This is a genomic window from Streptomyces sp. Ag109_O5-10, assembly GCF_900105755.1.
In the GTDB taxonomy this organism is placed as follows: Bacteria; Actinomycetota; Actinomycetes; order Streptomycetales; family Streptomycetaceae; genus Streptomyces.
On record NZ_FNTQ01000001.1, the window covers coordinates 9,225,376 to 9,250,304 of the forward strand.

Consider the following 24,929-nt stretch of genomic DNA (forward strand, 5'->3'; position numbering starts at 1 on the left):
GTCCGCGGGCTGCCCGGAGCGCCCGCGGACCCACCCGCGCAGCGGCGAGCGTACGGCTCGCCGCTGCGCGGGTGGGGCGACGCTCAGGGAACGATGTACTGGGCGGCGCGGAACAGTTCGTACCACTCCGCACGGGTCAGGGGGACGTCCGATCCGAGGGCGGCGTCCGCGACGCGCTGCGGGGTGGTCGTGCCGATGACCACCTGCATCCGGGCGGGGTGGCGGGTGATCCAGGCCGTCGCGATGGCAAGGGACGGCACCCCGTACTTCGCCGCGAGGCGGTCGATGACGGCGTTGAGTTCGGGGTGGCGCTCGGAGCCGAGGAAGGGCCCGTCGAAGAAGCCGGCCTGGAACGGCGACCAGGCCTGCACGGTGATGTCGTGCAGTCGGCAGTAGTCCAGGAGCCCGTCGTCACGGCTGACCGACTGGTCCAGGCCCTGCATGTTGGCCGCGACGCCCTGCGCGACGAGCGGGGCGTGCGTGATCGACAGCTGGAGCTGGTTCGCCACCAGCGGCTGACTGACGTGGCGGCGCAGCAGGTCGATCTGGCGGGGGGTGTGGTTCGAGACGCCGAAGGCGCGCACCTTGCCCGCTGCGGCCAGGTCGTCGAAGGCACGCGCGACCTCTTCGGGTTCGACCAGGGCGTCGGGACGGTGCAGCAGCAGGATGTCGAGGTAATCGGTGCCGAGAGCCTTGAGCGAACCGTCCACCGACTCGACGAGGTGCTCGTAGGAGAAGTCGAAGTACGGGCCTTCGCGGACGATGCCCGCCTTCGACTGGATGATCAGCTTCTCGCGCTGCGAGGGGCTCAGTCGCATCGCCTCGGCGAAACGGCGCTCGCAGCCGTGCAGTTCGCTGCCGTAGACGTCGGCGTGGTCGAGGAACGTGATGCCGGCGTCCATCGCGGTGGCGAGAAGTTCGCGGACCTCGGCGTCGCTCTTGTCCTGGATGCGCATCAGGCCGAGCACGATGTTCGGGACGACCATGTCGGTGCCGGGCAGTTTGAACGTCTTCACGATCGGGTCCTTGTCCATACGTGGGTGGGCGGTGCGGTGCCGGGCACCTCAGGCCGCCGAGAGGCGGGAAATCTGCTCCGCGGTGAGTTCGACGTCGGTGGCGGCCGCCGAGTCACGGATGCTTTCGGGGCGGGAGGCCCCGGGGATCGGGATCACCACGGGCGCCAGGGCGAGTTCCCAGGCCAGGGTCACCCGGTAGACGCTGACGCCGATCTCGTCCGCGACCTCGCGGAAGGCGGCCTGCTGCGCCGAGAGCTCGGGCGCGTTCGCGATGCCGCCCAGTGGGCTCCAGGGCAGGAACGCGATCCCGAGTTCGGCGCAGTGCTCCAGCTCGCGCAGACTGGAGCGGAACCTGGGCGAGAACTGGTTCTGGACCGAGTCGAGGCGGCCGCCCAGGATCTGGTTCGCCTCGTCGATCTGGTCCACGGTCGCGTTCGAGATGCCCGCCATGCGGATCACGCCCTCGTCGAGCAGGTCGCGGATCGCGCCGATCGACTCGGCGTACGGGACCCGCGGGTCGGGGCGGTGGAACTGGTAGAGGCCGATCGCCTCGACGCCGAGGCGCTTGGCCGACTCCTTGGCGGCCCGCTTGAGATAAGCCGGATCACCGTTCACGGTCCAGCTGCCGTCGCCGGGCCGCAGGTGACCCCCCTTCGTCGCGACCAGCACGTCGTCCGCTCCCCGGCCGTACGTGCGCAGGGCCCCGGCGATGAGCTCCTCGTTGTGTCCGACCTCGGCGGCGTCGCGGTGATACGCGTCCGCCGTGTCGACGAACGTGACACCGGCGTCCAGCGCGGCGTGGATCGTCGCGATCGATCTGCCGGCTTCGGGGCGGCCCTCGATGGACATCGGCATGCCGCCGAGCCCGATCGCCGACACCGTCCGTCCGCCGATCGTGCGTTGCTTCATCGGACGTCTCCTCCGGGTGTGGAAGCAGGTGGTCGAGGTCTTCCCGTACGGAAGGCCTGCTCGGCCGAGCCTAGGAATCGATGATTCAGAGGTCCAACAGTTGTTGGTCATGGCATTGAGAAAGCGAATCGATGAATGTGTCCGGCGCGTACACCTCGCCACCCCTGCCGGACGCCCGGAGGGCGGGTGCGGCACCGTCTCGGCGCACGGGTACGGTTCGTCGCGTGGACGGTGACGTGGAGCTGGACGCGGACGGCTGGGAGTCGCGGCACCGGGCCGTGTACGGGTGCGGCGCCTGGGAGCGGGCCTGTCGTCAGGGGGGCCTGATGACCGCCTGGCACCAGGAGCAGGATCCCCTCTTCGGTGCGTCGGCGTCCCGGCGGCACGGCGCCGATCCGGGCGCACGCGTGAAGTGGCCGTGGGGGAGCGGTCCGCACACCCTGGGTCTCCTGCTGTGGCGGACCGCCTACGACGCCGGGATCCTCGTCGACGAAGTCCCCCTGGCCGATGTCCTGCGCCACTGCGACCCCGCGGCCCCGCCGCCGGCGGCGGGGGGCCCGATGCCCGCCGCGGCCCGCGACGGTGGGATCGGGGCGGGCGGCGTCGAGGCGGTGGCCAGGGTCAGACCCGTCCTGCTCGCCCATCTCACCCCCGAACTCCCGCGGACCGCCCGGGCCGGAGCGCGGCCGGCGGCGACGGTCGGCTACCGCGTCCGGGAGATCCTGGCGACACCCGACTGGGATCACGGCGACTGGCCGGCAGTGATCGCGCTGGCCCGGCAGGCGATGCGGCGGGCCGACGTGCTCCGGGAGCAGGGGACCTGGCGGCCCGGCGCCCGGGAACGGTCCCTGTACGGCCGTGTCTCCCTGGACCGGGAGCCGGCCGCCGTCACCGGCGCCCGGGGCGGCCGAGCCCCGGGCTGGCTGGCCCGCGCAACGCATCTGGTCGGCCTCGCCGATGTGCTCACCGGGGCCGTGGAGGCGCTGCCGCGCGACGACGGAGGAACCCCGGAGCCGCTGGTGCAGGCCCTGCAGGCCACGGCTCGCGCCTGCGCCGGGCTGCGGACCAGCAGCGAGGAGGTACGGCAGTTGTGGGCGGCCGAGCCGCAGGAGCCGCGGGATGCGGCCGACTGGGAGCTGTCCCACGTACCGGAGACCCTGCGGGTCCAGACCGAGGAGACGCGGGAGCTGGTACGGACGCTCTCCGCCTTCCTGTGGACGCTGGCGTGCGCTTGACCGGCCGGCACGCGCCACCAAGGGGGCGCGGCCGGCGGCACCGCTCAGATGAAGTCGCCCCGTCGCTCCACGGGGTTGACGGCGTCGCGCCGCTGCTGCGCCGCGCGGGCCGTCCGCGTCGCCGCCTCCTCGCGCAGGTGTGCCTGGCTCTGCAGGGTCATCATCGACCCGAGCGGATGGCGGCCGGTCATCGGGTTGTCCACGCAGGACCGGTAGAGGGCGGCGGCGCGCCCGGTGTCCTGGTAGAGGGTGCGGTAGAGCTCGGCGGCACGGTACTGGGCGTAGGGGTGGCCACGCTCGGCTGCCGCCAGGAAGTGCTCCAGCGCGTGTTCCGCGGGCGTCCGGGTCAGCGGGAGCAGCCGCTCCAGGTACAGCTCGCCCAGGGCCAGCATGGCTTCGGGTTCGCCGAGTCGGGCCGCGGCCCGGTAGTGGCGGGCCGCTTCGTCGAGCGACTGGGCCATACCGGCCTCGGGGCAGCCCTGGTGGTACAGCGCGCCGAGGTAGTAGGCCGCCCGCGGCGATCCGGTGCTCTGCCGCAGCAGCGGTACCGCGATCGCGTAGTGGCCCTGCAGATAGGCGATGTGCCCCAGGAGTTCCACGGCGGCGTCGTGACCGGCGGAGGCGGCGATCTCCAGGAAATAGGGGGCCGCGGCGCGGTGCTGCGCGCTGTTCCAGCAGTGCAGACCGATCTGGTAGTGGTCCTCGGCGCCGGCCGGCTCGCGGCCGTCCACGGTGAAGTCGGTTCCCTGCCAGTGCACCACGTCGCCGCCCCCTCGCCCCGGCCCGCCGCGGCGGGCATCCATGGGTCATTGTGCCCCGCGCGCAGGCACCCCGGGAACGGGTGCCTGCGCGGTGGCGGGCCGGTCAGCTGTTGGCGTTGAGGACGGGGTAGAAGCCGGACGCGTGGCCGGTGGCGGTGGGGTGGTAGGACTCCCAGGTCGGCGAGATGACGATGGAGTGCAGCCAGTCGTCGCCGGAGCACAGTTCGTGCCCGTTGAACGTGGTGCGGACGTCGCCGAAGACGAAACCGTGCGCGGCGGCCCTGCCCTGGATGACGCTGTCGAGGACGTCCGAGGCCTCGTCGATCTTGCGGTGCTTGGTGTCGCTGAGCCCGATGCAGAAGACGTTGAGGGTGTAGAGGTGCGGGTAACCCAGGACGACCACCTTGGCGTTGGGAGCCTTGGCGCGGATCGCGGTGTAGGTGGCGTCGAGGCGGCCGGGCAGGGTGTTCCGCGCGTACGTCTCCGCCTGGTTGACCCTGTTGACGCAGTCGGAGTCCGAATCCGTGGCGCAGGCCGTCATGACGTCGGCGAAGCCCGCGTCGTTCCCGCCGATGGTGACGGAGACCAGCGTGGTGGCGGAGGTGAGGGGGCCGAGCTGGGAGTTCGTCACGTCCGTGGTGACCGCGCCGGAGCAGGCCGTGTCCGCGAAGGACGACGGGGCGTGCGCGTTCTTCCAGAGGTAGGGGTAGGCGCTGAGGCTACGGTGGCAGCTGCCGCTCGCGCTGTCGTAGTTGCCCGCGCCGTTGCCGGCGGAGTACGAGTCGCCCAGCGCGACGTACACCGGTCCCGCGGCCTCGGCCGGAGCGGCCAGACCCAGGCTGATGAGGGCTGCGGCGCCCAGAGCTGCGAGCAGGGACAGCGACTTGGTCGATCTCACGGGACCTCCAGAAGTGGAATGTCGAATTCCATCGGGTGGCGCACGAAAGGAGCGTGAGTTGATAAGTGCATGACAGATCAACCCTCTTGGGGCACTCCGCGTTCGCAGCCTGGCCGAGCGGGAACGGGACCAGGGCGCTGGTGAACGGGGAGGGCCGCCGCGAGAGGGCGGCGGTGAGACACCCCCACCGGACCGGTGGGGGTGGTGTGCGTGCCGCGCGGGCGCGGCCGGCGGGCCGTCAGCGCATGCCGGTGCCGTACGAGTTCGGCATCCCGGTCACGGGCCTTGAAGTGGGAGTCGAGGTGCGCGGGCGACGGTGGCGGGTCGGTGGCCTGGCTGAGGTGCTCCTGCCGCGCCGTCGCGGGAGGCCGGGCTGTTCCTCGGCGGGGACCCGTCCGTGCGGGTGGCGGTAAGAATCGTCGGGGTGGTTGCCGTCGTCGGGCCGGGCGCTGTGGCGATCGGTTCCGTGCGCCTCGCGGTGCTGGGTTTCTTGATCCGCATGCGTTCCTCCTGCGGGGGGATGCGGCTCAGAGGGGCGAGCGGGTACGGCACACGGGCCCGCCGGGTGGGCAGGCTGGACGTGCTCCTGACAAGTTCAATTCTGAAGTATCGTCAGCTCAGGGGCAGTCGGCAAGCCGTCGGGCGCGGAATTTTACGCGCGTAACACCTGGCCCTCCGGCCCACTGCGACCTGCGCGCGCCTGGCGATCACTCGCAAACCGCCGCGGTCCGTCACACGCGGGTGCGACGGACCGTTTTGCGCTTGGTTTTTATGGCGTTCTGTCCCGTCAGGCCTGCGGGTCGGACTGCTGGTTGGTGGCGTCGGCGCAGGTCCGGATCCGCAGCCGACGGCGAGTCCCGATCTGCTGCGTGCGATGGTCAAGACGTTCGCCGACGCCCTCATGTCCGCCGCGGCCGATGCTCTCTGCAACGGCGAACACGAGCAGGTCGGCGATGCGAGAGTCAGCCATCGCAACGGCTGTCGCCCGCTCGAGCAGTACACCCGCGCCGGCGCGGTCGCACTCGCCATCCCCAAGCTCTGGTCCGGCAGTTACTTCCCGCCCTAGCTCCTGGAGCGACGACGCCAGGCCGGGCAGGCCCTCATCTCGGTGGTCGCCACCGCCCACCCGCTCGGTGTCCGAACCCGCCGCGTCGAGAAACTCGTCGAGTCCCCTGGTGTCACGCGGCTGTCGAAGTCCCAGGTGTGGGCGTAGTACTGCTCGATACGGGCACGCAGCGGTTGGTCGCTCGTGCGGCGCATCCCGCCACGGAGAGGCGGCGTGCCGCGTCCGGAAATTCCCGGTCCGGAACCGACGCAACCTCTCTCAACGCGTCCGCACCGACACACGGCGGCAGTGCCGGAGAAACGACCTGCCCAGGCTCGTGACGAAGACCGGCCCGTCGGCTCGGCGAGACCGCAAGCCTGCCCTCGCTGCCGGAGCTGCCACCGCAACCCAAACGCGTCAGTCGACCCTCATCGCGCCAACCAGCTCTGGAAGGCGTCCTGTTGGAGACGGCCGCGACCCTGAACTGTCCGCACTGCCAGCAGTCGGTCACCATCGTCGTGCTTCTGGCGCCCCTGGAAGCGGCCCGCCCGTCCGTCCCCACGGCCATCCCCGACATCGTTCAGGTGCGAAGGACTCCGTGAGGGCCGCCGACCGTCACTGACCATCGGCCCGCCGACCTGACCATCGGCCCGCCGACCTGACCATCGGCCCGCCGACCTGACCATCGGCCCGCCGACCTGACGGTCGGCGGGCCCACGCGGTCAGGTCGTCGAACGCAACCGGTCAAGTTCGTTGCCGATGGCATCCCGCAGCACATCGTGTTGCGAGTCGAGCTTGTACTGCTCGTCACTCCACCGCTCACGCGGATACAGCCACACCGGCTTGCCCACCAGCTCGGCCGGCTCCCACTCGAACCGCGGCCAGACATGGGCATGCAGGAACGGGTCCGAGTTGCCGAGGATCTCCAGGTTGACCCGGCGGAAATCGGGGTCCAGCCGCCGACAGACCCGCTCAACCGCTTCTCCCAGTTGATCCATGTCGGAGAGAAACGACAGCCGCTTGGCCCTGGGCAGTTCAGACAGCCGTTGAACACCCGGCTCGTTCGCGAGCAGAACTGAGTACCCAGGCAGGAACTGAACGTCGCCGATCACCGCGAAGCCGGACTCAAGCCGCCGCAGCACGGTCGGATTCTCGCCCCGCAGAGCAGCCCCGATCCGGTCCGTCTGCCAATTGCTGGTCATACCCCGAGCCTAACCGCGGGGCGATCAAGACCTGCTTTTCGCTCCCCACCCTCCCCACTCACTTCAAGAATCGCGTCGGCAGTTGATGACCTGGGCGCTGACAGGCTGACAGAACCGGCGGCCAACAGCGCTGTTCTCCGTGTCGCGGACATGCGCGCGACGTGAACGTCCAGTTCAAGGGCTCTTCTGCACACTCGATGCTCGGAAATCTCGACGACGTGCAGTTCGCCCGCCGCGACTGTCGGCACCGCGCCCGGCTCGCCGCCATGGACGATCCTGCTAGTGCTCTGACCGCACAGGTTCGCCGGGTCGTTCCGGCTGCGCCGTGAGCGGACGTCCGCCCCAGCGGATGGCTTTCTCGCCGGATGCGGACGCGTTCCATACGTTCGGTGGCCAGGACGTTGCGGTGGCGGGCGTTCGCGTTGCGCCGGCGCTGGTAGGCGTGCAGGGCCCGGATCCGCACGGTTGTGGTGGGGATGGTGCGAGTTCAGAAAGCCCCAGGGCCAGGGATCCGGCGCGAGGTGGCGGGGAGGCGCTCCCGCAACGGCCTCAGGGCTGTGGGTGGCCAGGCAGTCGGCTCAGGAGTGCGACAGCGCACAGCACGGGGATCAGCGCGGCGAGCGTCCAGGTCAGGCCGGCGAACTCAGCGGCCCAGCCGATCACGGCGGGGCCGAACAGGGTCCCCGCGTAGGTGAAGGTAGTGAATCGGGAGATCAGCGTCGCGGCTTCCGGGCTGTCGGCCTTCGCCTGCCCGACCGCGCTGTAGGCCAGCGGGATCAGGACCGAGGCACCCGCGCCTGCGACGGCGAACCCGCCGATGGCCGTGACCGGGTTCGGCGAAAGCAGCGCCATCGCCAGGCCGCAGGCCGCGACGAGGCCGCCGGTGCGGAAAAGGGCCGGAGCACCGAAGCGGAGGGTCAAGCGGTCGCCGATCACTCGGCCGATCGCCTGAGCGCCGGTGTACGCGGTCACGGCCGTCGCCGCGAGACCGAGCGACGCGCCCCGGGAGTCGTGGAGGAAGATCGCGCTCCAACCGAGGGCGGCGCCTTCACAGACCATCAAGGCGGTGCCGGTCAGGCCGAGTGCCACGACCTGGCGGCTCCAGCCTCTGCGTCGGCCCCGGCGGCGCTCTGCGGGCGAGGATGTGGGGGCGCGGTCCCGCGGGCCGGTCTCCACCAGGAGCCGTCCCAGCAGCAGGCCCCCCGCCATGAGTACGGCGGCGGCTGCGGCGAGGTGCGTGGCGAACGAGACACCCGCATGCTCCAGGGCGGCCGTGGTGAGTGAGGCCACGACCGCGCTGATGCTCCAGGCGGCGTGGCAGCCGTTGAGTATGGGACGTCCGAGGCGCTGTTCGACGGTGACGGCGTGCGTGTTCATGGCTGTGTCGGTGGTGCCGTGCACGGCACCGAGCGCCATGACGACCAACACAAGTTCGACGACTCCGCCCACCAGGCCGACCAGTGCCAGCAGCACGGGCATGACGACGACCGAGGTGCGCAGCACCGGCCGCGTCCCGACCCGCGCCGTCAGAGGGCCCACGCCCTGCATGCAGACGATGGCCGCCACGGCGAAAACCATGCCGATCAGCCCGAGCTGCCCGTCGTTCAGATGGTGCTTGCTCTTCAGCGATTCCAGCCGGACGACATACGTCGACAGCGTGAGCCCGTTGAGAAAGAAGACGGCTGTGGCCGGCCACCGTCCGGCGTTCCCCGGTCTGCCTGGATCCTCTGACGTGGTCGAGCCGCCCCGGACCGGGTCGGCAGCCGTTGGTGTCGCATGCGCCGCGGTCTGTTCCTCGGCAGTCATCCTGCGCTCCGTCGCGTTCCCCCCGTGATCCGAGGATGCCCGGACGGCGGGTGAGAACCAGATCGACACTAGCACCGTCGCACACGGACAGGCTCGGCCACCGCACCTCCAGTGGTCGGATCGGACGTCACCGCACATCCAACCGCCACGACGACCGACCCGGTGAACCTGTGCGGTCAGAGCACGACTTGCCGACCTTGCCGCTACGACGCACAGCACGCACTGCCTATGCGGCACCGGCGACATGCGCCGCCTCGCCCCCCACCCGTCTGCGGCTCGTGGCGTCGACGTGGTGTTCTTCCACACCCCTGCGGACACAGTCGATCCGGTCTGGCACCCGGCGCGCCGGGCCGGCAGCCTGTGGGCCTTGAGCGGCAGGGGCCCGACCGGATCGACTGTTGCCGGATTCGGCGGTCCTGGGCGAGCGGTGCGGGACTGGTTTGATTCCTCACTTTCGGCGGCCCTGCGTCCAGGTCCGGTACAACCTCTGACGAACAAGCCGCCGAAGTCTGACCGGCCCGCCAGCGCAACCCGCGCCCTCGGGCCGTCACCACTCGCGTCCACGCCGTCCGGCGCGTCGAGCGCGAGCCCTCACCCCTTGATCCCAGGAGGCCCGCAGAAACTGCGAAACACAAGGGAGTACCTCTTCGGTTGCCGGCATGGCATGGCACCGTACGAACGGGGATATGGGCACACGCAGGTGCGCAGGGGCGCTCGCACAGGTCGGACGGAGACGGAGACCGCCGGGGCACACGGATGCGCCTGGCCCGTGTCCCTCCGTCCCAGGCGATATCGCTTCCTGGAGGACCGATCGGTCGCCCAGCAGAAACTGGCCCCGGCCCACCAATGCGCCGCCAACCTGTCCCAGGCCTGCGCTCCATCGCCACGGCGCGCACCGCTGGCTCCAGTGGTGCCTGCCTCCGGATGAGCCCAGGCTGGAAGGGCACACCTCACCGGAAGGAGCCTGTGCGATGGCCTCCGCCACCACCATGACCGCGGCTCTCGAGTCCGTGCACCGCGAGCGGCTGATGCGGCTCGCCCGCGAGGTCTCCTTCGCGGCCGGGACCCGGCTGTTCGAGGAGGGTAGGCACGCCGACCGATTCTGGGTCGTGCGCACCGGGACCGTCGCCCTGGACCTGCATGTGCCCGGTCGGCGGCCCGCCGTCATCGAGACCCTGGGGCAGGGTGAACTCGTCGGCTGGTCCTGGCACTTCCCTCCGTACCTCTGGCAGCTGGGTGCCGAGGCGATGAGCCCGGTGCGGGCCTGGGAGTTCGACGCCGGCGCGGTTCTGGGATTGTGTGCCGAGGACGCCGGGTTCGGGCAAGCGATCGCCGTCTGGGTCGGGCGGGTGGTCGCCCAGCGGCTGCACGCCTCCCGGGTGCGTCTGCTCGACCTGTACGCCCCCTACGGAAGCGGTGGGCTTACCTGACCCGGCGCGCAGCAGGCGCGACGGACCGTGTGCAGACATCAGCAGATCAAGGTTCATCTCTCCGTGGCCGCAGGCGGTTCCCCAGGGTGAGGGTGATCCAGCAGGTCCAGCCGATCGGCTGGAGAGCCCAGTAGCTGACGACGCGGTAGAGGAGCACGGCGGCGATCGCCTGTCCGGGCGGCAGGCCGTAGACGACGAGCAGGGCCGAGAGGGCGGCTTCGGCGATGCCCAGGTTCCCCGGGGTCAGACGCAGGCTGCCGACGATCTGCGTGATGGTGTACGTGAGGAGCAGCCCGCGCCAGGGCACCGGGACACCCAGGGCCCACATGCTCGCGGCCAGGCACGCCACGTCCGAGCTCCAGTTGAGCAGCGCGAAGGCCAGCGGCCAAAGCCAGGGCCACAAGCGCGGCTCCACGCTGCGGACCTGGTCGGCCAGACCTGCCAGGTCCGTTTCGACGCGTCGCGCCCACCCGGACCGTCGGCACGTGGCCCCCCACACCCGCCGCAGCGCGCGGCGCACCGGCGCGAAGCCGCAGAGACCGAGGATCGTCGTTCCGGCCGTGAGAGCGATCAACAGCACCGTGACCACGGGGCGGACGACGGTGTCCGGGCCGGCCGGCCCGGACAGGAGGACGCCGATGGCGAGGAGGAGCAGGAGACTCAGGGCCGAGGCCACTCCTGCCGTCACCACGACGGCGACGGCGAGCACCTGTCCCGCACCGCGGCGGGACAGATACCGCAACAGCCATGCCGCAGAGAACGCCGCGCCACCGGGAAACGCACCGGCCAACGCGTTGGCGGCCATGGTCGTGCACGTCATCTTGCCCACACTCCACCGCACACCGCCCGTCCGCAGCAGCCATCGCGGCACTGCGGCGAAGCACACCACTGACAGCGCCTCGAAGGCCATGGCGACCACCACACCGAAGGGCCTCACCCGGGCAATCAGGTGGTACGCCTCCGCCAGTTCACGCCGTCGGGAGAGAGCGAACAGGGCTGCGGCCAGGCCGACGAGGGCGGCGCACATCCACCAGAGCAGGCCCGGCCGTGCGGCGGAGCCCCGCACAAGTCTTCCGGCACCGGCCCCGGCCTCTGGCTGCGGCATGGATCGTGGCTTTCGGGAGTCGACACGGACAGGTCCGACGGCGGCAGCGGATTCAGCGGACGGTACGCCATGCTCTCACCGCACCACACCGCACCACACCGCACCACACCGCACCACACCGCACCACACCGCACCACACCGCACCACATCGCACCACATCGCACCACACCGCACCACACCGCACCGCACCGCACCGCGCCCGCCGGGAGCAAGGTGTGGTCCGGCGAGACCTGTACGACGGGTCTCAAGCGACGTAGGGCCGCGACCACATCGTGGCCGCTGGCACCCCGGCATTTCGGGCCGCGCCGCAGCCCCCGCCACCGCTACGTCCCGTGGCTCACGTACGCCTGTCGCACGGTGGCGGCCACGCGGTCGGTCAGTTCGGGCAGTGCGGAGCGCACCGGGTCGCTCAGCGGTTCGCCGAGTTCGACGTCGGCGACCTCCACGGCGTGCACCACGAGCCTCGGCGGCATGCGGCCGAGGGCCTCTGCCAGGGCCAGACAGGCGCCCAGGCCGAAGGTGTGCGTGCTCGCCGTGGCCCGTGCGTGCCCGGCGGCCTCCGCCGGTGTCAGGGTGTGCAGCTCACCGGGCCGGGCCGGGTGGGTGCGGAGGGCTTCCACGACGATCACGGTGGTCGCGTCGCGCCACAGGTCGAGCAGCCTCGCGGGCTCGCCGTCGCTGACCGCCAGCACGGTGTCGTCGGGAACCCGGCCCCGCAGTGCCTCCACCGCGGCCGGGCCGACCCCGTCGTCGCCGCGCAGAGGGTTGCCGACGCCGACCACCACGACCCGGCCGGTCATGGACGGTCCACGGTGACGTCGAGGAAGTGGGCGGCGCAGGAGATGCAGGGGTCGTGGTTGCGGATGACCCGTTCGCACAAGTGGGTGAGTTCGTCGTCGTCGGCGGTGGGACCGCCCCGGTCCAGGCGTGACTGGACCGCCCTGCGTACGTCCTCCTCGATGGCCGTCTGGTTCTGTGCGGTGGGCGGGATGATGCGGGCCCCGGTGAGCGTACCGTCTGCGGAGAGGGCGTAGCGGTGGTACAGCAGACCGCGGGGCGCCTCGGTGGCTCCCACGCCGGCCGCCGCGCGCGGCGGGACCTCGACGGCCGGCCGGAGAGGCCGCTCGTATCCGTCGATGATCCGCAGGGCTTCCTCGACCGCCTGCACGACCTCGACCGCACGTACGACGATGCTCCGGAAGGGGTTGTCACAGACCGTGCCCGCGGCCGGATCGCCCAGCCCGGCGTCCCGTGCCGCACCGGCCGCCACGGGATGCAGCCAGCGCCCGTTGATGGCGTAACGGGCCAGCGGACCGGTCAGGAAGCGCCGGCCGTCCAGGGTGGCGGAGAGCGCCGTGGAGTGCGGCACCTGCTCTTCCCGGACGTGCTCCTCGAAGTCGGACAGGGGGAACTCCCGCGGCGCCGGATCAGCGACCGTGGGCGTCCCCGAGTCGATGGCGTAGCGGCCGGGGTCGCTCAGTGCGAACAGCGCGTGGTCGCAGACGGCGTCGGGAAAGTCGAACGCCGCCACCCAGCGGACGGTCTCCAGCGCGTCCTCCCGGGCCTGCCGCAGCCGATCTGCCAGGGGCCGGAGTTCGTCTGGTGCCGGGGTCCGGTAGAAGCCGCCCACCCGGATGTTGACCGGGTGGACGGGCCGGCCGCCGAGCTGTTCGATGATCGCGTTGCCGGTCTGTTTGATCCGCAGGCCGCGTTCGACGGCCGCGCGCTGGTCACGAGCGAGTTCGACCATGTCCGCGCGACCGAGGAAGTCCGGCGCGTGCAGGAGGTGGATGTGCAGGGCGTGGCTCTCGATCCACTCGCCGCAGTACAGCAGGCGGCGCAGGTCCGCGAGGGGGCCGTCCACCGTGACCCCGCAGGCGTTCTCGATCGCCCGGCAGGCGCTCATCTGGTAGGCGACCGGGCAGATGCCGCAGATTCGGGAGGTGATGTCGGGGGGCTCGGTATGGCCCCGGCCCTTCAGGAGGGCCTCGAAGAAGCGGGGCGGTTCGTAGATGCGCAGCTGTGTCCCGGTGACCGAACCGTTTTGGACACGCAGGTGGAGAGCCGCTTCGCCTTCCACCCTGGCCAGCGCGTCCAGTCGCAGGACGCGGGTTCCGCGAGGGTTCATGCGGGCCTTTCGGGGCGGGTTTCCGAGCCGGGCCGAGACCGGTGACACTCCTCGGCTGCGAGTTCGGGTACGGGGGCATGTTCCGGCGCCGTGGCGTTGAAGGTGTGGAAGACACGCTGGATGTCCCGCTCGCTCATCCCGTCGCGGTGCAACTGGGCGACCATGGAGCGCAGGTTGGGCTGGTTCGCCGGTCCGAAGCAGCCGTAGCATCCGCGTCCGTAGGCGGGGCAGATCGCGCCGCAGCCGGCGTGCGTGACCGGGCCCAGGCAGGGGGTGCCGTGGGCCACCGTGATGCAGGTGGTGCCGCGTCTCTTGCACTCGAAGCAGACACTGTGGCTCGGGATCCGGGGTCTGCGTCCGGCCAGGTAGGCGGTGATGACCTCGAGGAGCTGACGGCGGTCGATGGGGCAACCGCGCAGCTCGAAGTCGACCGGGACGTGGGCCGAGATCGGTGTCGAGGTCTCCAGCGTGGAGATGTACTCCGGGCGGGCGTAGACCGCGGCGAGGAACTCGTCGACGTCGGCGAAGTCGCGCAGGGCCTGGATGCCCCCGGCGGTGGCGCAGGCTCCAATGGTTACCAGGTACCGGGAGACATGGCGTACGTGCCGGATCCGCTCGGCGTCCTCGGCGGTGGTGATCGACCCTTCGACCAGGGAGAGGTCGTAGGGCCCCCGGCCAGCCGGCCGGGCGTGCTCCCCGCCGGCGCCGCCCTCGGCGGAGGTCATCTCCAGGAAGTGGTCGATCCGTACCCGGTCGGCGAGGCCCAGCAGTTCGTCCTCGCAGTCGAGCAGGGTCAGCTGGCAGCCGTCGCAGGAGGCGAACTTCCACACGGCGAGATTCGGCCGGTGACCGGGGGCCGGTCCGGGCGCGATGGCCATGTCACAACTCCCTCACAAGGAGCAGGTCTGCCACGCGGTCGTAGCCGACGACCGGACCGTCCCGGCACAGCAGGAGCGGGCCGAGCTGGCAGTGGCCGCAATGACCGGTGGCGCAGCGCATGTTCCGTTCCAGGGACACCTGGACGCGGTCCGGGACCACTCCCCGGGCCACGAGGTCGCGGGCGGTGTGGCGCATCATCACCTCGGGCCCGCAGACCAGTGCGCGGGTCCGTTCAGGACGCAGGTCGAGGCGGTCCAGGAGCGTGGTGACCACGCCGACCGCGCCGTGCCAGCCGGGGCCGGGGCCGGGGCGGTCGACGGTCACCGCTACCGACGCCGGTCCGCGCCAGTCGTCGATCTCGTTCTCGTAGACGAGGTCGGCCGGGGTACGGGCGCCCACCAGGACCGTGAGCCGACCGTACCCGCCCCGCCGTGCCAGGACGGCGTGCACGACCGGGCGCAACGGGGCCAGCCCGATACCTCCGGCGATCACCAGCAGATCCTCCCCAGCCGCCGTCGCCAGGTCCCAGCCGGTACCGTACGGCCCTCTGAGACCGACGGTGTCAGCAGGGCGCAGCCGGACCAGAGCCGCCGAGACCGCGCCCACGGCACGCACGGTGTACACGAGACCGCCGCGGGGGCCGCGCAGGGCGCTGACCGAGACGGGCACCTCACCGACCCCGAAGGCGTAGATCATCGCGAACTGTCCCGGCGCGAACGGCGGAAGGGCACGTCCGGTCGGCACCAGCTCGATAGAACGGGTGTCGGCGGTCTCCGCCCAGGTGCCCGCAACCTGATACGGCAGCGGAGGCGCCACGGTGGTCATGGCGGCTCCGCTTCCCCCGGCCGTGTCCAGTCGTGCAGGGCGGCGGCCTCCTCCGTGATGTCGATCCCGACCGGGCACCACACGATGCAGCGACCGCAGCCCACACAGCCGGACGAACCGAACTGGTCGTACCAGGTGCCGAGCTTGTGGGTCATCCACTGCCGATAGCGGCTGCGCGGGGAGGCGCGGACCGTGCCCCCGTGCAGCTGGGAGAAGTCCAGGTCGAAACACGAGTCCCACAACCGCCAGCGCTCCGCGTGGTCGCCGGTGAGGTCGGTGACGTCCTCGGTGGTGGTGCAGAAGCAGGTGGGGCACACCATGGTGCAGTTGCCACAGGTCAGACATCGTCCCGCGACGTCGTCCCAGCGGGGCGCGTCGAGCGTCGTGGCCATCAGCTCCCGCAGGTCGGCCTCGGGCATGGCGCGACCCATGCGATCCGCGGCGGCCGCGACACCCGCACGGGCCGTCTCACGGGTGTCCGGGTCGGCCGAACGGGTCGGGACTTCGGCCAGGATCTCGGCGCCCTCCGAACTGCCGCTGCGGATCCAGAAACGATGTCCGGCCTCGTCCGCCACCTCGGTCATGACCAGGTCGTAGCCGGGGCCCGCGGCGGGTCCGGTACCCATCGAGACGCAGAAGCAGGTGGCGCCGGGTTCCGTGCACTCGACCACGATCAGCAGTGCTCCGGAGCGCCGTCCCTCGTAGCCGGGGTCGCGGTGCATGCCACCGGTCAGCACCCGATCCTGGACGGCGATGGCCCGCAGGTCGCATGGGCGCACGCCGAGGAAGGCGTAACGCGGGGGCGTGGGTCGGTCGGCGGCGATGACCAGCCCGTCCTCCGTCCGGTCGGCGCTCCACTCCCGCACCCGGGGCGGGTGCAGGAACGGCTTCCAGGACTGCGGGCCCGCCGCGTGCGCGAAGGCCGCGCCGTCGGACCGCTCACGCAGCCGGTACCGCCCGGCCTCCAGCTCGACGCCCCAGCCGTACGGCAGCTCGTCGGCCGACCGAAGCTCCGCGAGGATGATCGCGTCGTCCCGCACCGTGGGTCCCACGACCGTGAACCCGCGTCTGATCAGCACGTCCACCAGCGCCGCCATGCCGTCCTTGCTCATGACAAGCCCGTCGGACCAAGGGACGGCCGGGGAGGAGTTCACATCGGCGTCGGCGGTCATGACCGACCTCCTTCGGCACGGGTGCGTTCCCGCGATCTCCGGCCCCCGAGGGCAACGGTTCCGGCCGCTCGGTGGGGCGGGAAGGGCCGTACGGGCACACGTGGAGGGCTGTTCTGCCCCCGGCCACAGCCGGACGGAGCCGACCCGGCGCGACGCGTCGTACGGCGCGGCTCTTCCGGGGCCGTTCCCGGTCATCGTCTCAAGCGGTCGGCGGCCGCGCCACCGAGGCGTCCGGCCGTGTGGGATCGAATGCGCTCCAGGAGTGCTTCGCCGCTCGGCCGTACGCGTGGTCAGGACTTCTCCGGCTGCGCCGACCGGCACCGCGGGGGAAAATTCCCGCTGAAGGGGTGACCACGCAACCGGGGCCCCAAGTCCCTGCCCTCGACGCTGTTGAGCGAAGTGGTGTTGATATGCCCGAACCATCGCAAAGCCCCGCCTGGCGGCGGATACCCGAGGACGTGGCCGGCGCAGCCGCCACGGTGGCGCGGGCCGCCGGGCATGCGGTCCTGCATCCGAAGTCCACGGTCGAGCGGGCACGCCATCTGCCGGACATCGTGCCCGCGCTGGGTCAGGCGGTGAAGCCGATACTGACCGGACGCATGGACGACTGGCGTGGCGAGTACGCCTACACGCTGGGTGAACAGGCGTTCGTCTACGGGTTTCCGTACATCTACAACGCCAAGCTGAGGCACGACTGGGTGACGCAGCCGCGGAACCCCGCGACGGTTCCGTACGCGCCCGTCAACCATTTCTGGCATGCCGAGCGACTGCTGGACGCGACCTACCGCGACGGCGGGTGTCCCAACAACGACACCCTGTATTCGGCGGCCTGGGTGCACCTCGGCAGCGAGCCGGTCATTCTCTCCCACCCCGACATGTGGGACCGGTACTTCACCTTCGAGCTGGTGGGAATCACGTCCGACAACTTCGACTACGTCGGTCAACGCACCACCGGCTCGGGCCCGGGCAGCTTCGCCCTGGTCGGTCCGGAATGGCAGGGCGAGCTCCCCGCCGCGGTACGGCGCCTGAAGCAGGCACCGAGCCCCTGGGTTCTCGTCCTCGGCCGTACCCTCGTCAACGGCCCCGACGACGTGCCGCGGGTCCGGGAACTCCAGAAGCAGTACCGGCTCACCCCGCTCAGCCTGTTCGGCAGGCCGGACGCGGAAGTCCCCGAAAGCCGTGACGTCCTGACGCCGGTCCTGGCCGAGGAGGATCCCCTGGGGCCGTGGAAGACGCTGAACGCCATGCTGGCCGAGAATCCCCCGCCGTCCCACCACCACGTCCTTCTCCAGCAGTTCGCCCAGATCGGGGTGGGCCCCGGGCTCGACGTCGAGGCGCAGCCCGACTCGGTGAAACGAAGCCTGATCCGGGCCGCCGCCGTCGGTGTCCCCCTGCTCAGACAGCAGATCCTCAGCGGCGACTGGGCGCACCTCGTGCACGGCTGGCGATACCCTCCCCCGCAGATGGGACGCTTCGGCGACGACTTCCTCAAACGCGCCGCCGACCAGTCGCTCATCGGCATCACCGCCAACGACCCCGCCGAAGCGGTCTACCTCCTCAACTTCGACGACGCGGACGGCGACAAGCTGGCCCCCGAGGGCCGCTACGAACTGCACTTCCCCGGCGGCGCCCTGCCACCGGTCGACGCCTTCTGGTCACTGACCGCGTATGGGGAGGACATGAACCTCATCCCCAACCCGGCCGACCGCTACTCCGTGGGCGACCGCAGCCCCGGCCTGCGATGGGACGCGGACGGCGGACTGACCATCCACCTGCAGAGCGAACCGCCCGGCGAGGGCCGGGAGGCCAATTGGCTGCCCACCACGAAGAAGGGCGCCTGGTTCGTGGCCCTGCGCATGTACCGGCCCCGCCCGGAGGTGATCGACGCGACCTGGGAGTGTCCTCCGCTGACCCGCGTCGCCTGACGTCACGAGCACGTCGGCAGAACCGCCCCCGCCGCCGCGCCCGGGAGTCCTCTCCGGGTGACCTGGAGGGTGGGGGCCGCTCTCCCCGGTGCGGGAGAGACCGGCCGGACGGATGATCGAAGGAGGCCCGGAGGAAGGAGGGGCCGCATGCGAGGGGAGCCCATCCGGAAAGACGCCCCGCCCCCGGTTGCCCCGAACCTGAGTGACTACGACGCGGAGTGCGCGGGTTTCTCGTGGTCCCGGGCGCGGGACACGCTGCGGGGGCTGCCCGGCGGGCGCGGGCTGAACATCGCGTACGAGGCCGTGGACCGGCACATGGCGTCGGACCACGCGGGGGCGGTCGCGCTGTGCTGCGTCGGGCGGGACGACTCCGTCACGTGTGTGACCTACGGGGACCTTGCCCGTGCCACGGCGCGGTTCGCCAACGTGCTCCGAGGGCTCGGGACCGGTCGGGGCGACCGGGTGGTCACGCTGCTCGGGCGATGCCCCCAGCTGTACACCGTGGTCCTCGGGACGCTGAAGAACACCAGCGTCCTGTGCCCGCTGTTCTCCGCCTTCGGCCCGGACCCGGTGGCCCAGCGGCTGCGGCTGAGCGACGCCCGGGTCCTGGTCACCACGGCGGGGCTGTACCGCAGGAAGGTCGCCGGACAACGCGACGTACTGCCTGGTCTGCGGCACGTTCTGATCGTCGGCGACGGCGCGGACGCGGCGGCCGGCACACTCTCCTTCGACGCGCTCATGGCCGACGCGGACGACACGTTCACCATTCCGCCCACCTCGCCGGACGACATGGCCCTGCTCCACTTCACCAGCGGGACCACGGGCACCCCCAAGGGCGCGGTGCACGTGCATGAGGCCGCCGTCGCCCACTACGTGACCGCGCGGTACGCCCTCGACCTCCACCCGGACGACGTGTACTGGTGCACCGCCGACCCCGGCTGGGTCACCGGCATGTCCTACGGGATCGTCGCCCCGCTCATGCACGGTGTGACGGTCGTCGTGGACGAAGGCGACTACGACGCCCGCCGCTGGTACCGGATCCTCGCCGCGCGGCGGGTGAGCGTCTGGTACACGGCGCCGACGGCGCTGCGCATGCTGATGCGGACGACACCCCGGACCGGGCCGTACGACCTGCCCCGCTCGTTCGACCTGAGCGCGCTGCGGTTCATCGCCTCGGTCGGCGAGCCGCTCAACCCGGAGGCCGTGCTGTGGGGGCGGGACGTGCTCGGGCTGCCGGTGCACGACAACTGGTGGCAGACCGAGACCGGCGCCATCATGATCGCCAACTTCGCCGCCTGCGACATCCGCCCCGGCTCGATGGGACGGCCGCTGCCCGGCGTCGAGGCCGCGGTGCTGCGGCGCGACGCCGACGGCCGGGTCGAGATGACCGACGGGCACGTCACCGTGGTGCAGCACCCCGACGTGGAGGGCGAACTGGCGTTGCGGCCCGGCTGGCCGTCCATGTTCCGGGGCTATCTGCACGACGAACGGCGCACCGCGGCGGCCTTCGCGGACGGCTGGTACCTCACCGGCGACCTGGTGCGGCGCGACGCGGACGGCTGGTACTGGTTCGTCGGCCGAGCCGACGACGTCATCAAGTCGGCGGGCCACCTCATCGGGCCGTTCGAGGTCGAGAGCGCCCTGATGGAGCATCCGGCGGTCGCCGAGGCCGGGGTCATCGGCCGGCCCGACCCCGTCGCCGGGAACATCGTCAAGGCGTTCGTCGCACTGCGACCGGGCTTCGACCCGACCACTGCCATGCGGCTGGACCTCCTGGCCTTCTCCCGGCGCCGGCTGGGCCCGGCCGTGGCGCCCCGCGAGATCGCCTTCGACCAGCAGTTGCCGCACACCCGCAGCGGCAAGGTCATGCGCCGCCTGTTGCGGGCACGCGAACTCGGCCTGCCCGAGGGGGACATCTCCACCCTGGAAGACTCCGCACACGGCGCCTCCTTCCCGCAGGAAGCGTCCCAGGAAGCCCCGCAGCGGACCTCGCAGAGGACGGAGCGGTCCACATGAGCACCACCCGCACCCGGGCAAACCCTCAGACCGCCCACCGGCTGGCCCTCCTGGAGTCGATGCTGCGCGTCCGCCGGTTCGAGGAACGCTGCGTGGAGCTGTACAGCGCGGCGCGCATCAGGGGCTTCATGCATCTGTACATCGGTGAGGAGGCCGTCGCCGTCGGCGTCAACGAGGCGCTCACGAACGACGACGCGGTCGTGTCGACGTACCGCGAACACGGCCACGCACTCGCCCGCGGAGTGCCGGCCGAGGCGATCATGGCGGAGATGTTCGGCAAGGCGACCGGCTGCAGCCACGGCCGTGGCGGCTCCATGCACCTCTTCGACGCCGAGCGCCGCTTCTACGGCGGCAACGCCATCGTCGGCGGCGGACTGCCGCTCGCGGCCGGCCTCGCCCTCGCCGACCGGATGACCGGCCGGACCCGGATCACCTGTTGTTTCTTCGGCGACGGAGCCTTCGCCGAGGGCGAGTTCCACGAGACCGCCAACCTCGCCGCGCTCTGGGGACTGCCCCTGCTGCTGGTCTGCGAGAACAACCTGTACGCCATGGGCACCGCGCTCGCCCGCCACCAGGCCCAGACCGACCTCGCACTGCGTGCCGCCGGATACGGCATGGCCTCCTGGGCCGTCGACGGCATGGACGTCCTCGCCGTCGAGGACGCCACCCGGCGGGCCGCCGAGGGGGTGCACGGCGGAGGCGGACCGCACTTCCTGGAGATGCGCACGTACCGTTTCCGCGCCCACTCCATGTACGACTCCGACCGCTACCGCGACAAGGCCGAGATCGAACACTGGAAGGAGCGCGACCCGGTCGAGGGGTTCGCCCGGCGGCTGCGGGACGCGAAGGAGCTGTCTGACAAGGCCCGCTGCGCCCTGGAGGACCGCCTGGCCGCCGAGCTCGACAGCGCGGTGGAAGCGGCCGAGCGGGCGCCCGAGGAACCCGTCGAGGAGCTGCTGAAGTACGTCACCAGCCCGGTGGAGGCGAGCCCGCCATGACCGCGCCCCACAGCCCTGCCACGAAGTCCGCTGCCCCCGCCGGCCTCAAGACGACCTACCGGGAGGCGATGCGCGAGGCCCTGCGCGAGGCCCTGCGTACCGACGAGCGGGTGTTCCTGATGGGTGAGGACGTGGGCCGGTACGGCGGCTGCTTCGGCGTCAGCCTCGGTCTGCTGGAGGAGTTCGGGTCCGACCGGATCCGGGACGCCCCGCTGTCCGAGTCCGCTTTCGTGGGCGCCGGCATCGGCGCGGCCCTGGCCGGCATGCGGCCGGTCGTCGAGATCATGACGGTCAACTTCAGCCTGCTCGCCCTGGATCAGATCCTCAACAACGCCGCGACCCTGCTGCACATGTCGGGCGGCCAGCTGCCGGTCCCGATCGTGATCCGGATGACCACCGGTGCGGGCCGCCAGCTCGCCGCCCAGCACTCGCACAGTCTGGAGGGCTGGTACGCGCACATACCCGGCCTGCGCGTCCTGGCGCCGGCCACCCTCACCGACGCCCGCCACATGCTGGCCCCCGCGCTCGCCGACCCCGATCCCGTGCTGATCTTCGAGCACGGCAGCCTGTACAACGTCTCCGGCGAACTGCCCGCCGACGCGGGCCCCGTCGACCTCGACCACGCGGCCGTCCGACGGCCCGGCACGGACGTCTCCCTGATCACCTACGGCGGCTCCCTGCCCAAGGCGCTCGCCGCCGCCGACGACCTCGCGAGCGGCGGCATCAGCGCGGAAGTCGTCGACCTGCGCACCCTGCGCCCCCTGGACGACGCCACGATCGGCGGCTCGGTGGCGCGCACGCACCGGGCCGTCGTCGTCGACGAGGGCTGGCGCACCGGCAGCCTCGCCGCCGAGATCTCTGCCCGCCTCACCGAACAGCACTTCTACGACCTCGACGCCCCCGTCGAGCGGGTGTGCAGCGCGGAGGTGCCCATGCCGTACGCACGCCGACTGGAGGAGGCCGCGCTCCCGCAGCCAGACGGCATCGTCGCGGCCGCCCGCCGCACGGTCGGCGAGCCCGCGCCGGCCACCGGAAAGGCCGGGCTGACATGACCGCGTTCACCATGCCCTCACTCGGCGCGGACATGGACGAGGGGCTGCTCCAGGAGTGGCTCGTGGCCCCCGGCGACCAGGTACGCAAGGGCGATGTCGTGGCGGTCGTGGAGACCGACAAGGCGGCCATCGAGGTCGAGTGCTTCGAGTCGGGGACCGTGGGACGGCTCCTCGTCCCGGCGGGAACCCGGGTACCGGTGGGAACCCCGCTCGCGGTGATCGAAGGCGGGACCTCTGCGGTGACGCGGGCAGGCGCCTCCGGGCCTTCGGCGACGGCTGCGGTCGAGGCGGTCCGTCCCACGGCCGCCGCGCCGACCACGCGGAAACCGCCCGTGCAGGAGGCGGCCGAACAGAAACCGGCCACCGCGCCGCACGAACGCCCGAAACCCCGGCGGAAACCGGTCCGCGCCCAGAAGAAGCCGGCCGGGCAGCCTGTACGACACACGACGGCCGGGCCCGCGCAGCCCTCACCACCCGCGTCCGCCGAGACCACCTCGGCGCTCGCAGCCGGGCCGCTGGTGCGGCACCTGGCCGAGCTGCGGGGCGTCGACCTGACGACACTGCACGGCACCGGACCCGGCGGACGGATCACCCGCAGCGACGTGGAACACGCGCCGCTTCACCCGCCGAGGGTGCGGTCGACCCCGTACGCCCGACGGCTCGCCCACGACCTCGACGTCGACCTGACGGAAGTACGGGGCACCGGGGAAGGCGGCGCCGTACGGGCAGCCGACGTGCGCGCCCATGCCGGGGAAGGCGAGCGTGAGCGGCCCCGGCACAACGGCGCACGGCGCGCCTCCGTGACCGTACCGGCCGCCGACCGCCCGGAACGGCGCACGGACGCCATGCGCCGTGCCATCGCCGAGCTCATGAGCCGCTCCAAGCGGGAGATCCCGCACTACTACCTGTCCACGACCATCGATCTCACGGCCGCCACGGACTGGCTGCGCCGGCTCAACCGCGGCCGTTCGCCCGCCGACCGGCTCGTGCCGGCGGCCCTGCTGCTCAGGGCCGCCGCGCTTGCCGCGCGCGAGGTGCCGAGCCTCAACGGCTACTGGCAGAACGACGGGTTCGTCCCCGCGTCCGAGGTCAACCTGGGCGTCGCGGTCTCGCTCCGGCAGGGCGGACTGCTCGCGCCGGTGATCCACCACGCCGACACCCTGCCGCCCGACGCCCTCATGCACCACCTCAAGGGCCTCGTCGAGCGCACCCGCCGGGGGCGCCTGCGCGGCAGCGAGATGTCCGGCGCCACCCTCACCGTCACCAACCTGGGCGACCAGGGCGTGGAGAGCGTCTACGGCGTCATCCATCCACCCCAGGTCGCCCTCGTCGGCTTCGGCGCGATCGCCGAACGGCCTTGGGCGGTCGACGGCATGCTCGGCGTACGCCCGGTGGTGACCACGACCGTGGCCGCCGACCACCGGGCCTCGGACGGTGCCGTGGGAGCGCGCTACCTCACGGCGGTCGACCGACTGCTACGGAAACCGGAGGAGCTGTGAGTGCTGTGAAGCCCCTGACAGAAGCGGAGGCCACGGCGGTGATCGAGGAGTCGATCACGCGGATCGTTCCCGACGCCGACTTCACCCTGGTCCGGCCGGACGACAGGTTCCGGGACGTGCTCGAACTCGACTCACTCGACTTCCTCAGCCTGGTGGAGCTGCTGTCCGAGCGCACGGGAGTCCGTATCGACGAGGAGGACTACCCGGAACTCACCACCCTGGCGGATGCCACGAGGTTCCTGGTCGGCAGGTCCAAGGACGCGGCAGGTTCGACACCCTGAGGCCCTGGAGTACGACGCCGGCGGGCGCGGCCTCAGGAGGCGGACGGAGAGGGCCGGGCGTCGTCCCTCCGCCAGGCCAGCTTCCCGGCGACCGAGACCACCCCGTCCACGCCCCGGCACAGTTGCTCGACGACGGGAACCAGACTCCGGTACTCCACAGTGCCGCTGAGTTCGACGCGCCCTTCACGTACCTCCACGGCCACGTCCGCCGGTTCGAGCCCCAGTGTGCGGTGCAGCAGTTCTCTGGTGATCTCCTCACGGATGGCCTCGTCACCGCGCAGGAAGACCCGCAGCAAGTCACCACGGCTGACGATGCCCAGCAGCCGGTCCACCTCATCGACGACGGGCAGCCGTTTGACGTGCTGGGTCTCCATGAGGCGGGCCGCCTCCACCACACTCCACTCCGGACGCGCGCACACGGCGGGAGCCGACATCAGCTCCTCGGCCCGGGCTCCCTCGGCCTTCGCCCGTTCCCAGGCTTCCAGGTCCGGAACCGGAGTCCTGCCCGAGGGGTCGGCCTGATCGGCGCTCTTGCGCAGCAGGTCGGCCTCGGACACCACCCCCATGGGACGCTCCAGATCGTCGACCACGGGTACGGCGGTGACGTCGTTCTCCGCGAGCAGCCTGACCAGTTCCTTGAACTCGGTGTCCCGGCGTGCCCGGACGACGGGGCGGGTCATGAGCTCCTCGACCGTTCGGTGGTGCATGGTGCCTCCCGGATACAGGCCACCCACCTCGTGGTCGCAG

Annotated in this window: 21 protein-coding genes and 1 pseudogene; 9 read left to right on the forward strand and 13 right to left on the reverse strand. The window is 71.5% G+C overall.

Annotated features, from left to right (window positions below; translation table 11 throughout):
• Positions 1-83: 83 nt before the first annotated feature.
• Together BLW82_RS41810 and BLW82_RS41815 are read right to left on the reverse strand one after the other, a co-directional pair.
• Positions 84-1,016: an aldo/keto reductase gene (locus BLW82_RS41810; protein ID WP_093508572.1), complete on the reverse strand. Its 933-nt coding sequence runs from the start codon at positions 1,014-1,016 to the stop codon at positions 84-86.
• Between the two features lie 48 nt (positions 1,017-1,064).
• Positions 1,065-1,925, reverse strand: a complete 861-nt coding sequence (locus BLW82_RS41815) for an aldo/keto reductase (RefSeq protein ID WP_093507559.1) — start codon at positions 1,923-1,925, stop codon at positions 1,065-1,067.
• Positions 1,926-2,149: 224 nt separating this feature from the next.
• On the opposite strand from BLW82_RS41815, the gene BLW82_RS41820 reads away from it, so the two are divergent.
• Positions 2,150-3,160 carry a hypothetical protein gene (locus BLW82_RS41820; protein WP_093507561.1) on the forward strand — a complete coding sequence of 337 codons (1,011 nt, stop codon included), beginning with the start codon at positions 2,150-2,152 and terminating at the stop codon, positions 3,158-3,160.
• A 44-nt stretch (positions 3,161-3,204) separates the two neighbouring features.
• Here BLW82_RS41820 and BLW82_RS41825 read toward each other — a convergent pair whose 3' ends face one another.
• Positions 3,205-3,921, reverse strand: a complete 717-nt coding sequence (locus BLW82_RS41825) for a tetratricopeptide repeat protein (protein WP_093507563.1) — start codon at positions 3,919-3,921, stop codon at positions 3,205-3,207.
• 103 nt (positions 3,922-4,024) lie between these two features.
• Positions 4,025-4,819, reverse strand: a complete 795-nt coding sequence (locus tag BLW82_RS41830; protein WP_177233238.1) for an SGNH/GDSL hydrolase family protein — start codon at positions 4,817-4,819, stop codon at positions 4,025-4,027.
• Between the two features lie 793 nt (positions 4,820-5,612).
• On the opposite strand from BLW82_RS41830, the pseudogene BLW82_RS41835 reads away from it, so the two are divergent.
• Positions 5,613-6,029 (forward strand): annotated as a pseudogene (locus BLW82_RS41835) (transposase); the annotation flags it as partial.
• 557 nt (positions 6,030-6,586) lie between these two features.
• Here the strand turns inward: BLW82_RS41835 and BLW82_RS41840 are convergent.
• Both BLW82_RS41840 and BLW82_RS41850 read right to left on the reverse strand, forming a co-directional pair.
• Positions 6,587-7,066 (reverse strand): HIT family protein, encoded by a 480-nt coding sequence (locus BLW82_RS41840; RefSeq protein ID WP_093507565.1) that lies wholly within the window; start codon positions 7,064-7,066, stop codon positions 6,587-6,589.
• Between the two features lie 549 nt (positions 7,067-7,615).
• Entirely contained in the window at positions 7,616-8,872 is a 1,257-nt protein-coding gene (locus BLW82_RS41850; RefSeq protein ID WP_093507567.1) for an MFS transporter, read from the reverse strand.
• Between the two features lie 971 nt (positions 8,873-9,843).
• On the opposite strand from BLW82_RS41850, the gene BLW82_RS41855 reads away from it, so the two are divergent.
• Positions 9,844-10,302: a Crp/Fnr family transcriptional regulator gene (locus BLW82_RS41855; protein WP_093507569.1), complete on the forward strand. Its 459-nt coding sequence runs from the start codon at positions 9,844-9,846 to the stop codon at positions 10,300-10,302.
• A gap of 46 nt (positions 10,303-10,348) precedes the next feature.
• On the opposite strand, the gene BLW82_RS41860 is transcribed toward BLW82_RS41855, so the two are convergent.
• The 6 genes from BLW82_RS41860 to BLW82_RS41885 form a co-directional block, all read right to left on the reverse strand.
• Positions 10,349-11,407 carry a lysylphosphatidylglycerol synthase transmembrane domain-containing protein gene (locus BLW82_RS41860; protein ID WP_093507571.1) on the reverse strand — a complete coding sequence of 353 codons (1,059 nt, stop codon included), beginning with the start codon at positions 11,405-11,407 and terminating at the stop codon, positions 10,349-10,351.
• 323 nt (positions 11,408-11,730) lie between these two features.
• Positions 11,731-12,207 (reverse strand): hydrogenase maturation protease, encoded by a 477-nt coding sequence (locus BLW82_RS41865; protein WP_093507573.1) that lies wholly within the window; start codon positions 12,205-12,207, stop codon positions 11,731-11,733.
• Positions 12,204-13,535: a Ni/Fe hydrogenase subunit alpha gene (locus BLW82_RS41870; RefSeq protein ID WP_093507575.1), complete on the reverse strand. Its 1,332-nt coding sequence runs from the start codon at positions 13,533-13,535 to the stop codon at positions 12,204-12,206. Before BLW82_RS41870 ends, BLW82_RS41865 begins: the two co-directional genes overlap by 4 nt.
• Entirely contained in the window at positions 13,532-14,413 is an 882-nt protein-coding gene (locus BLW82_RS41875; RefSeq protein WP_093507577.1) for an NADH-quinone oxidoreductase subunit B family protein, read from the reverse strand. Before BLW82_RS41875 ends, BLW82_RS41870 begins: the two co-directional genes overlap by 4 nt.
• Position 14,414: 1 nt before the next feature.
• On the reverse strand, positions 14,415-15,239 hold the full coding sequence (locus BLW82_RS41880; protein ID WP_093507579.1) for an FAD/NAD(P)-binding protein: 825 nt from the start codon (positions 15,237-15,239) through the stop codon (positions 14,415-14,417).
• Positions 15,236-16,411: a 4Fe-4S dicluster domain-containing protein gene (locus BLW82_RS41885; RefSeq protein WP_093507581.1), complete on the reverse strand. Its 1,176-nt coding sequence runs from the start codon at positions 16,409-16,411 to the stop codon at positions 15,236-15,238. The genes BLW82_RS41880 and BLW82_RS41885 overlap by 4 nt, the downstream gene beginning before the upstream one ends.
• Positions 16,412-16,821: 410 nt before the next feature.
• On the opposite strand from BLW82_RS41885, the gene BLW82_RS41890 reads away from it, so the two are divergent.
• From BLW82_RS41890 to BLW82_RS41915, 6 genes are all read left to right on the forward strand, one after another.
• A complete protein-coding gene (locus BLW82_RS41890) occupies positions 16,822-18,336 on the forward strand; it encodes a DUF1254 domain-containing protein (protein WP_093507583.1) in 1,515 nt (504 codons plus the stop codon).
• Between the two features lie 147 nt (positions 18,337-18,483).
• Entirely contained in the window at positions 18,484-20,352 is a 1,869-nt protein-coding gene (gene acsA / locus BLW82_RS41895) for an acetate--CoA ligase (protein WP_093507585.1), read from the forward strand.
• Complete coding sequence (pdhA, locus tag BLW82_RS41900; RefSeq protein ID WP_093507587.1) at positions 20,349-21,350, forward strand: pyruvate dehydrogenase (acetyl-transferring) E1 component subunit alpha; 1,002 nt, start codon at positions 20,349-20,351, stop codon at positions 21,348-21,350. The genes acsA and pdhA overlap by 4 nt, the downstream gene beginning before the upstream one ends.
• Complete coding sequence (locus tag BLW82_RS41905) at positions 21,347-22,402, forward strand: alpha-ketoacid dehydrogenase subunit beta (protein ID WP_093507589.1); 1,056 nt, start codon at positions 21,347-21,349, stop codon at positions 22,400-22,402. The genes pdhA and BLW82_RS41905 overlap by 4 nt, the downstream gene beginning before the upstream one ends.
• Entirely contained in the window at positions 22,399-23,901 is a 1,503-nt protein-coding gene (locus BLW82_RS41910; protein WP_093507591.1) for a dihydrolipoamide acetyltransferase family protein, read from the forward strand. The genes BLW82_RS41905 and BLW82_RS41910 overlap by 4 nt, the downstream gene beginning before the upstream one ends.
• Before the next feature lie 5 nt (positions 23,902-23,906).
• Positions 23,907-24,182 (forward strand): acyl carrier protein, encoded by a 276-nt coding sequence (locus BLW82_RS41915; RefSeq protein WP_093507593.1) that lies wholly within the window; start codon positions 23,907-23,909, stop codon positions 24,180-24,182.
• A 32-nt stretch (positions 24,183-24,214) separates the two neighbouring features.
• On the opposite strand, the gene BLW82_RS41920 is transcribed toward BLW82_RS41915, so the two are convergent.
• Positions 24,215-24,889, reverse strand: coding sequence for a CBS domain-containing protein (locus BLW82_RS41920; protein ID WP_093507595.1), 675 nt, complete (start codon positions 24,887-24,889; stop codon positions 24,215-24,217).
• Between the last annotated feature and the right edge of the window lie 40 nt (positions 24,890-24,929).

Coding starts and splice junctions, on each gene's coding strand:
- BLW82_RS41815 (WP_093507559.1), bottom strand. CDS start 1,925: ATGAAGCAACGCACGATCGGCGGACGGACGGTGTCGGCGATCGGGCTC.
- BLW82_RS41840 (WP_093507565.1), bottom strand. CDS start 7,066: ATGACCAGCAATTGGCAGACGGACCGGATCGGGGCTGCTCTGCGGGGC.
- BLW82_RS41850 (WP_093507567.1), bottom strand. CDS start 8,872: ATGACTGCCGAGGAACAGACCGCGGCGCATGCGACACCAACGGCTGCC.
- BLW82_RS41855 (WP_093507569.1), top strand. CDS start 9,844: ATGGCCTCCGCCACCACCATGACCGCGGCTCTCGAGTCCGTGCACCGC.
- BLW82_RS41860 (WP_093507571.1), bottom strand. CDS start 11,407: ATGCCGCAGCCAGAGGCCGGGGCCGGTGCCGGAAGACTTGTGCGGGGC.
- BLW82_RS41865 (WP_093507573.1), bottom strand. CDS start 12,207: ATGACCGGCCGGGTCGTGGTGGTCGGCGTCGGCAACCCTCTGCGCGGC.
- BLW82_RS41870 (WP_093507575.1), bottom strand. CDS start 13,535: ATGAACCCTCGCGGAACCCGCGTCCTGCGACTGGACGCGCTGGCCAGG.
- BLW82_RS41875 (WP_093507577.1), bottom strand. CDS start 14,413: ATGGCCATCGCGCCCGGACCGGCCCCCGGTCACCGGCCGAATCTCGCC.
- BLW82_RS41880 (WP_093507579.1), bottom strand. CDS start 15,239: ATGACCACCGTGGCGCCTCCGCTGCCGTATCAGGTTGCGGGCACCTGG.
- BLW82_RS41885 (WP_093507581.1), bottom strand. CDS start 16,411: ATGACCGCCGACGCCGATGTGAACTCCTCCCCGGCCGTCCCTTGGTCC.
- BLW82_RS41890 (WP_093507583.1), top strand. CDS start 16,822: ATGCCCGAACCATCGCAAAGCCCCGCCTGGCGGCGGATACCCGAGGAC.
- acsA (WP_093507585.1), top strand. CDS start 18,484: ATGCGAGGGGAGCCCATCCGGAAAGACGCCCCGCCCCCGGTTGCCCCG.
- pdhA (WP_093507587.1), top strand. CDS start 20,349: ATGAGCACCACCCGCACCCGGGCAAACCCTCAGACCGCCCACCGGCTG.
- BLW82_RS41905 (WP_093507589.1), top strand. CDS start 21,347: ATGACCGCGCCCCACAGCCCTGCCACGAAGTCCGCTGCCCCCGCCGGC.
- BLW82_RS41910 (WP_093507591.1), top strand. CDS start 22,399: ATGACCGCGTTCACCATGCCCTCACTCGGCGCGGACATGGACGAGGGG.
- BLW82_RS41920 (WP_093507595.1), bottom strand. CDS start 24,889: ATGCACCACCGAACGGTCGAGGAGCTCATGACCCGCCCCGTCGTCCGG.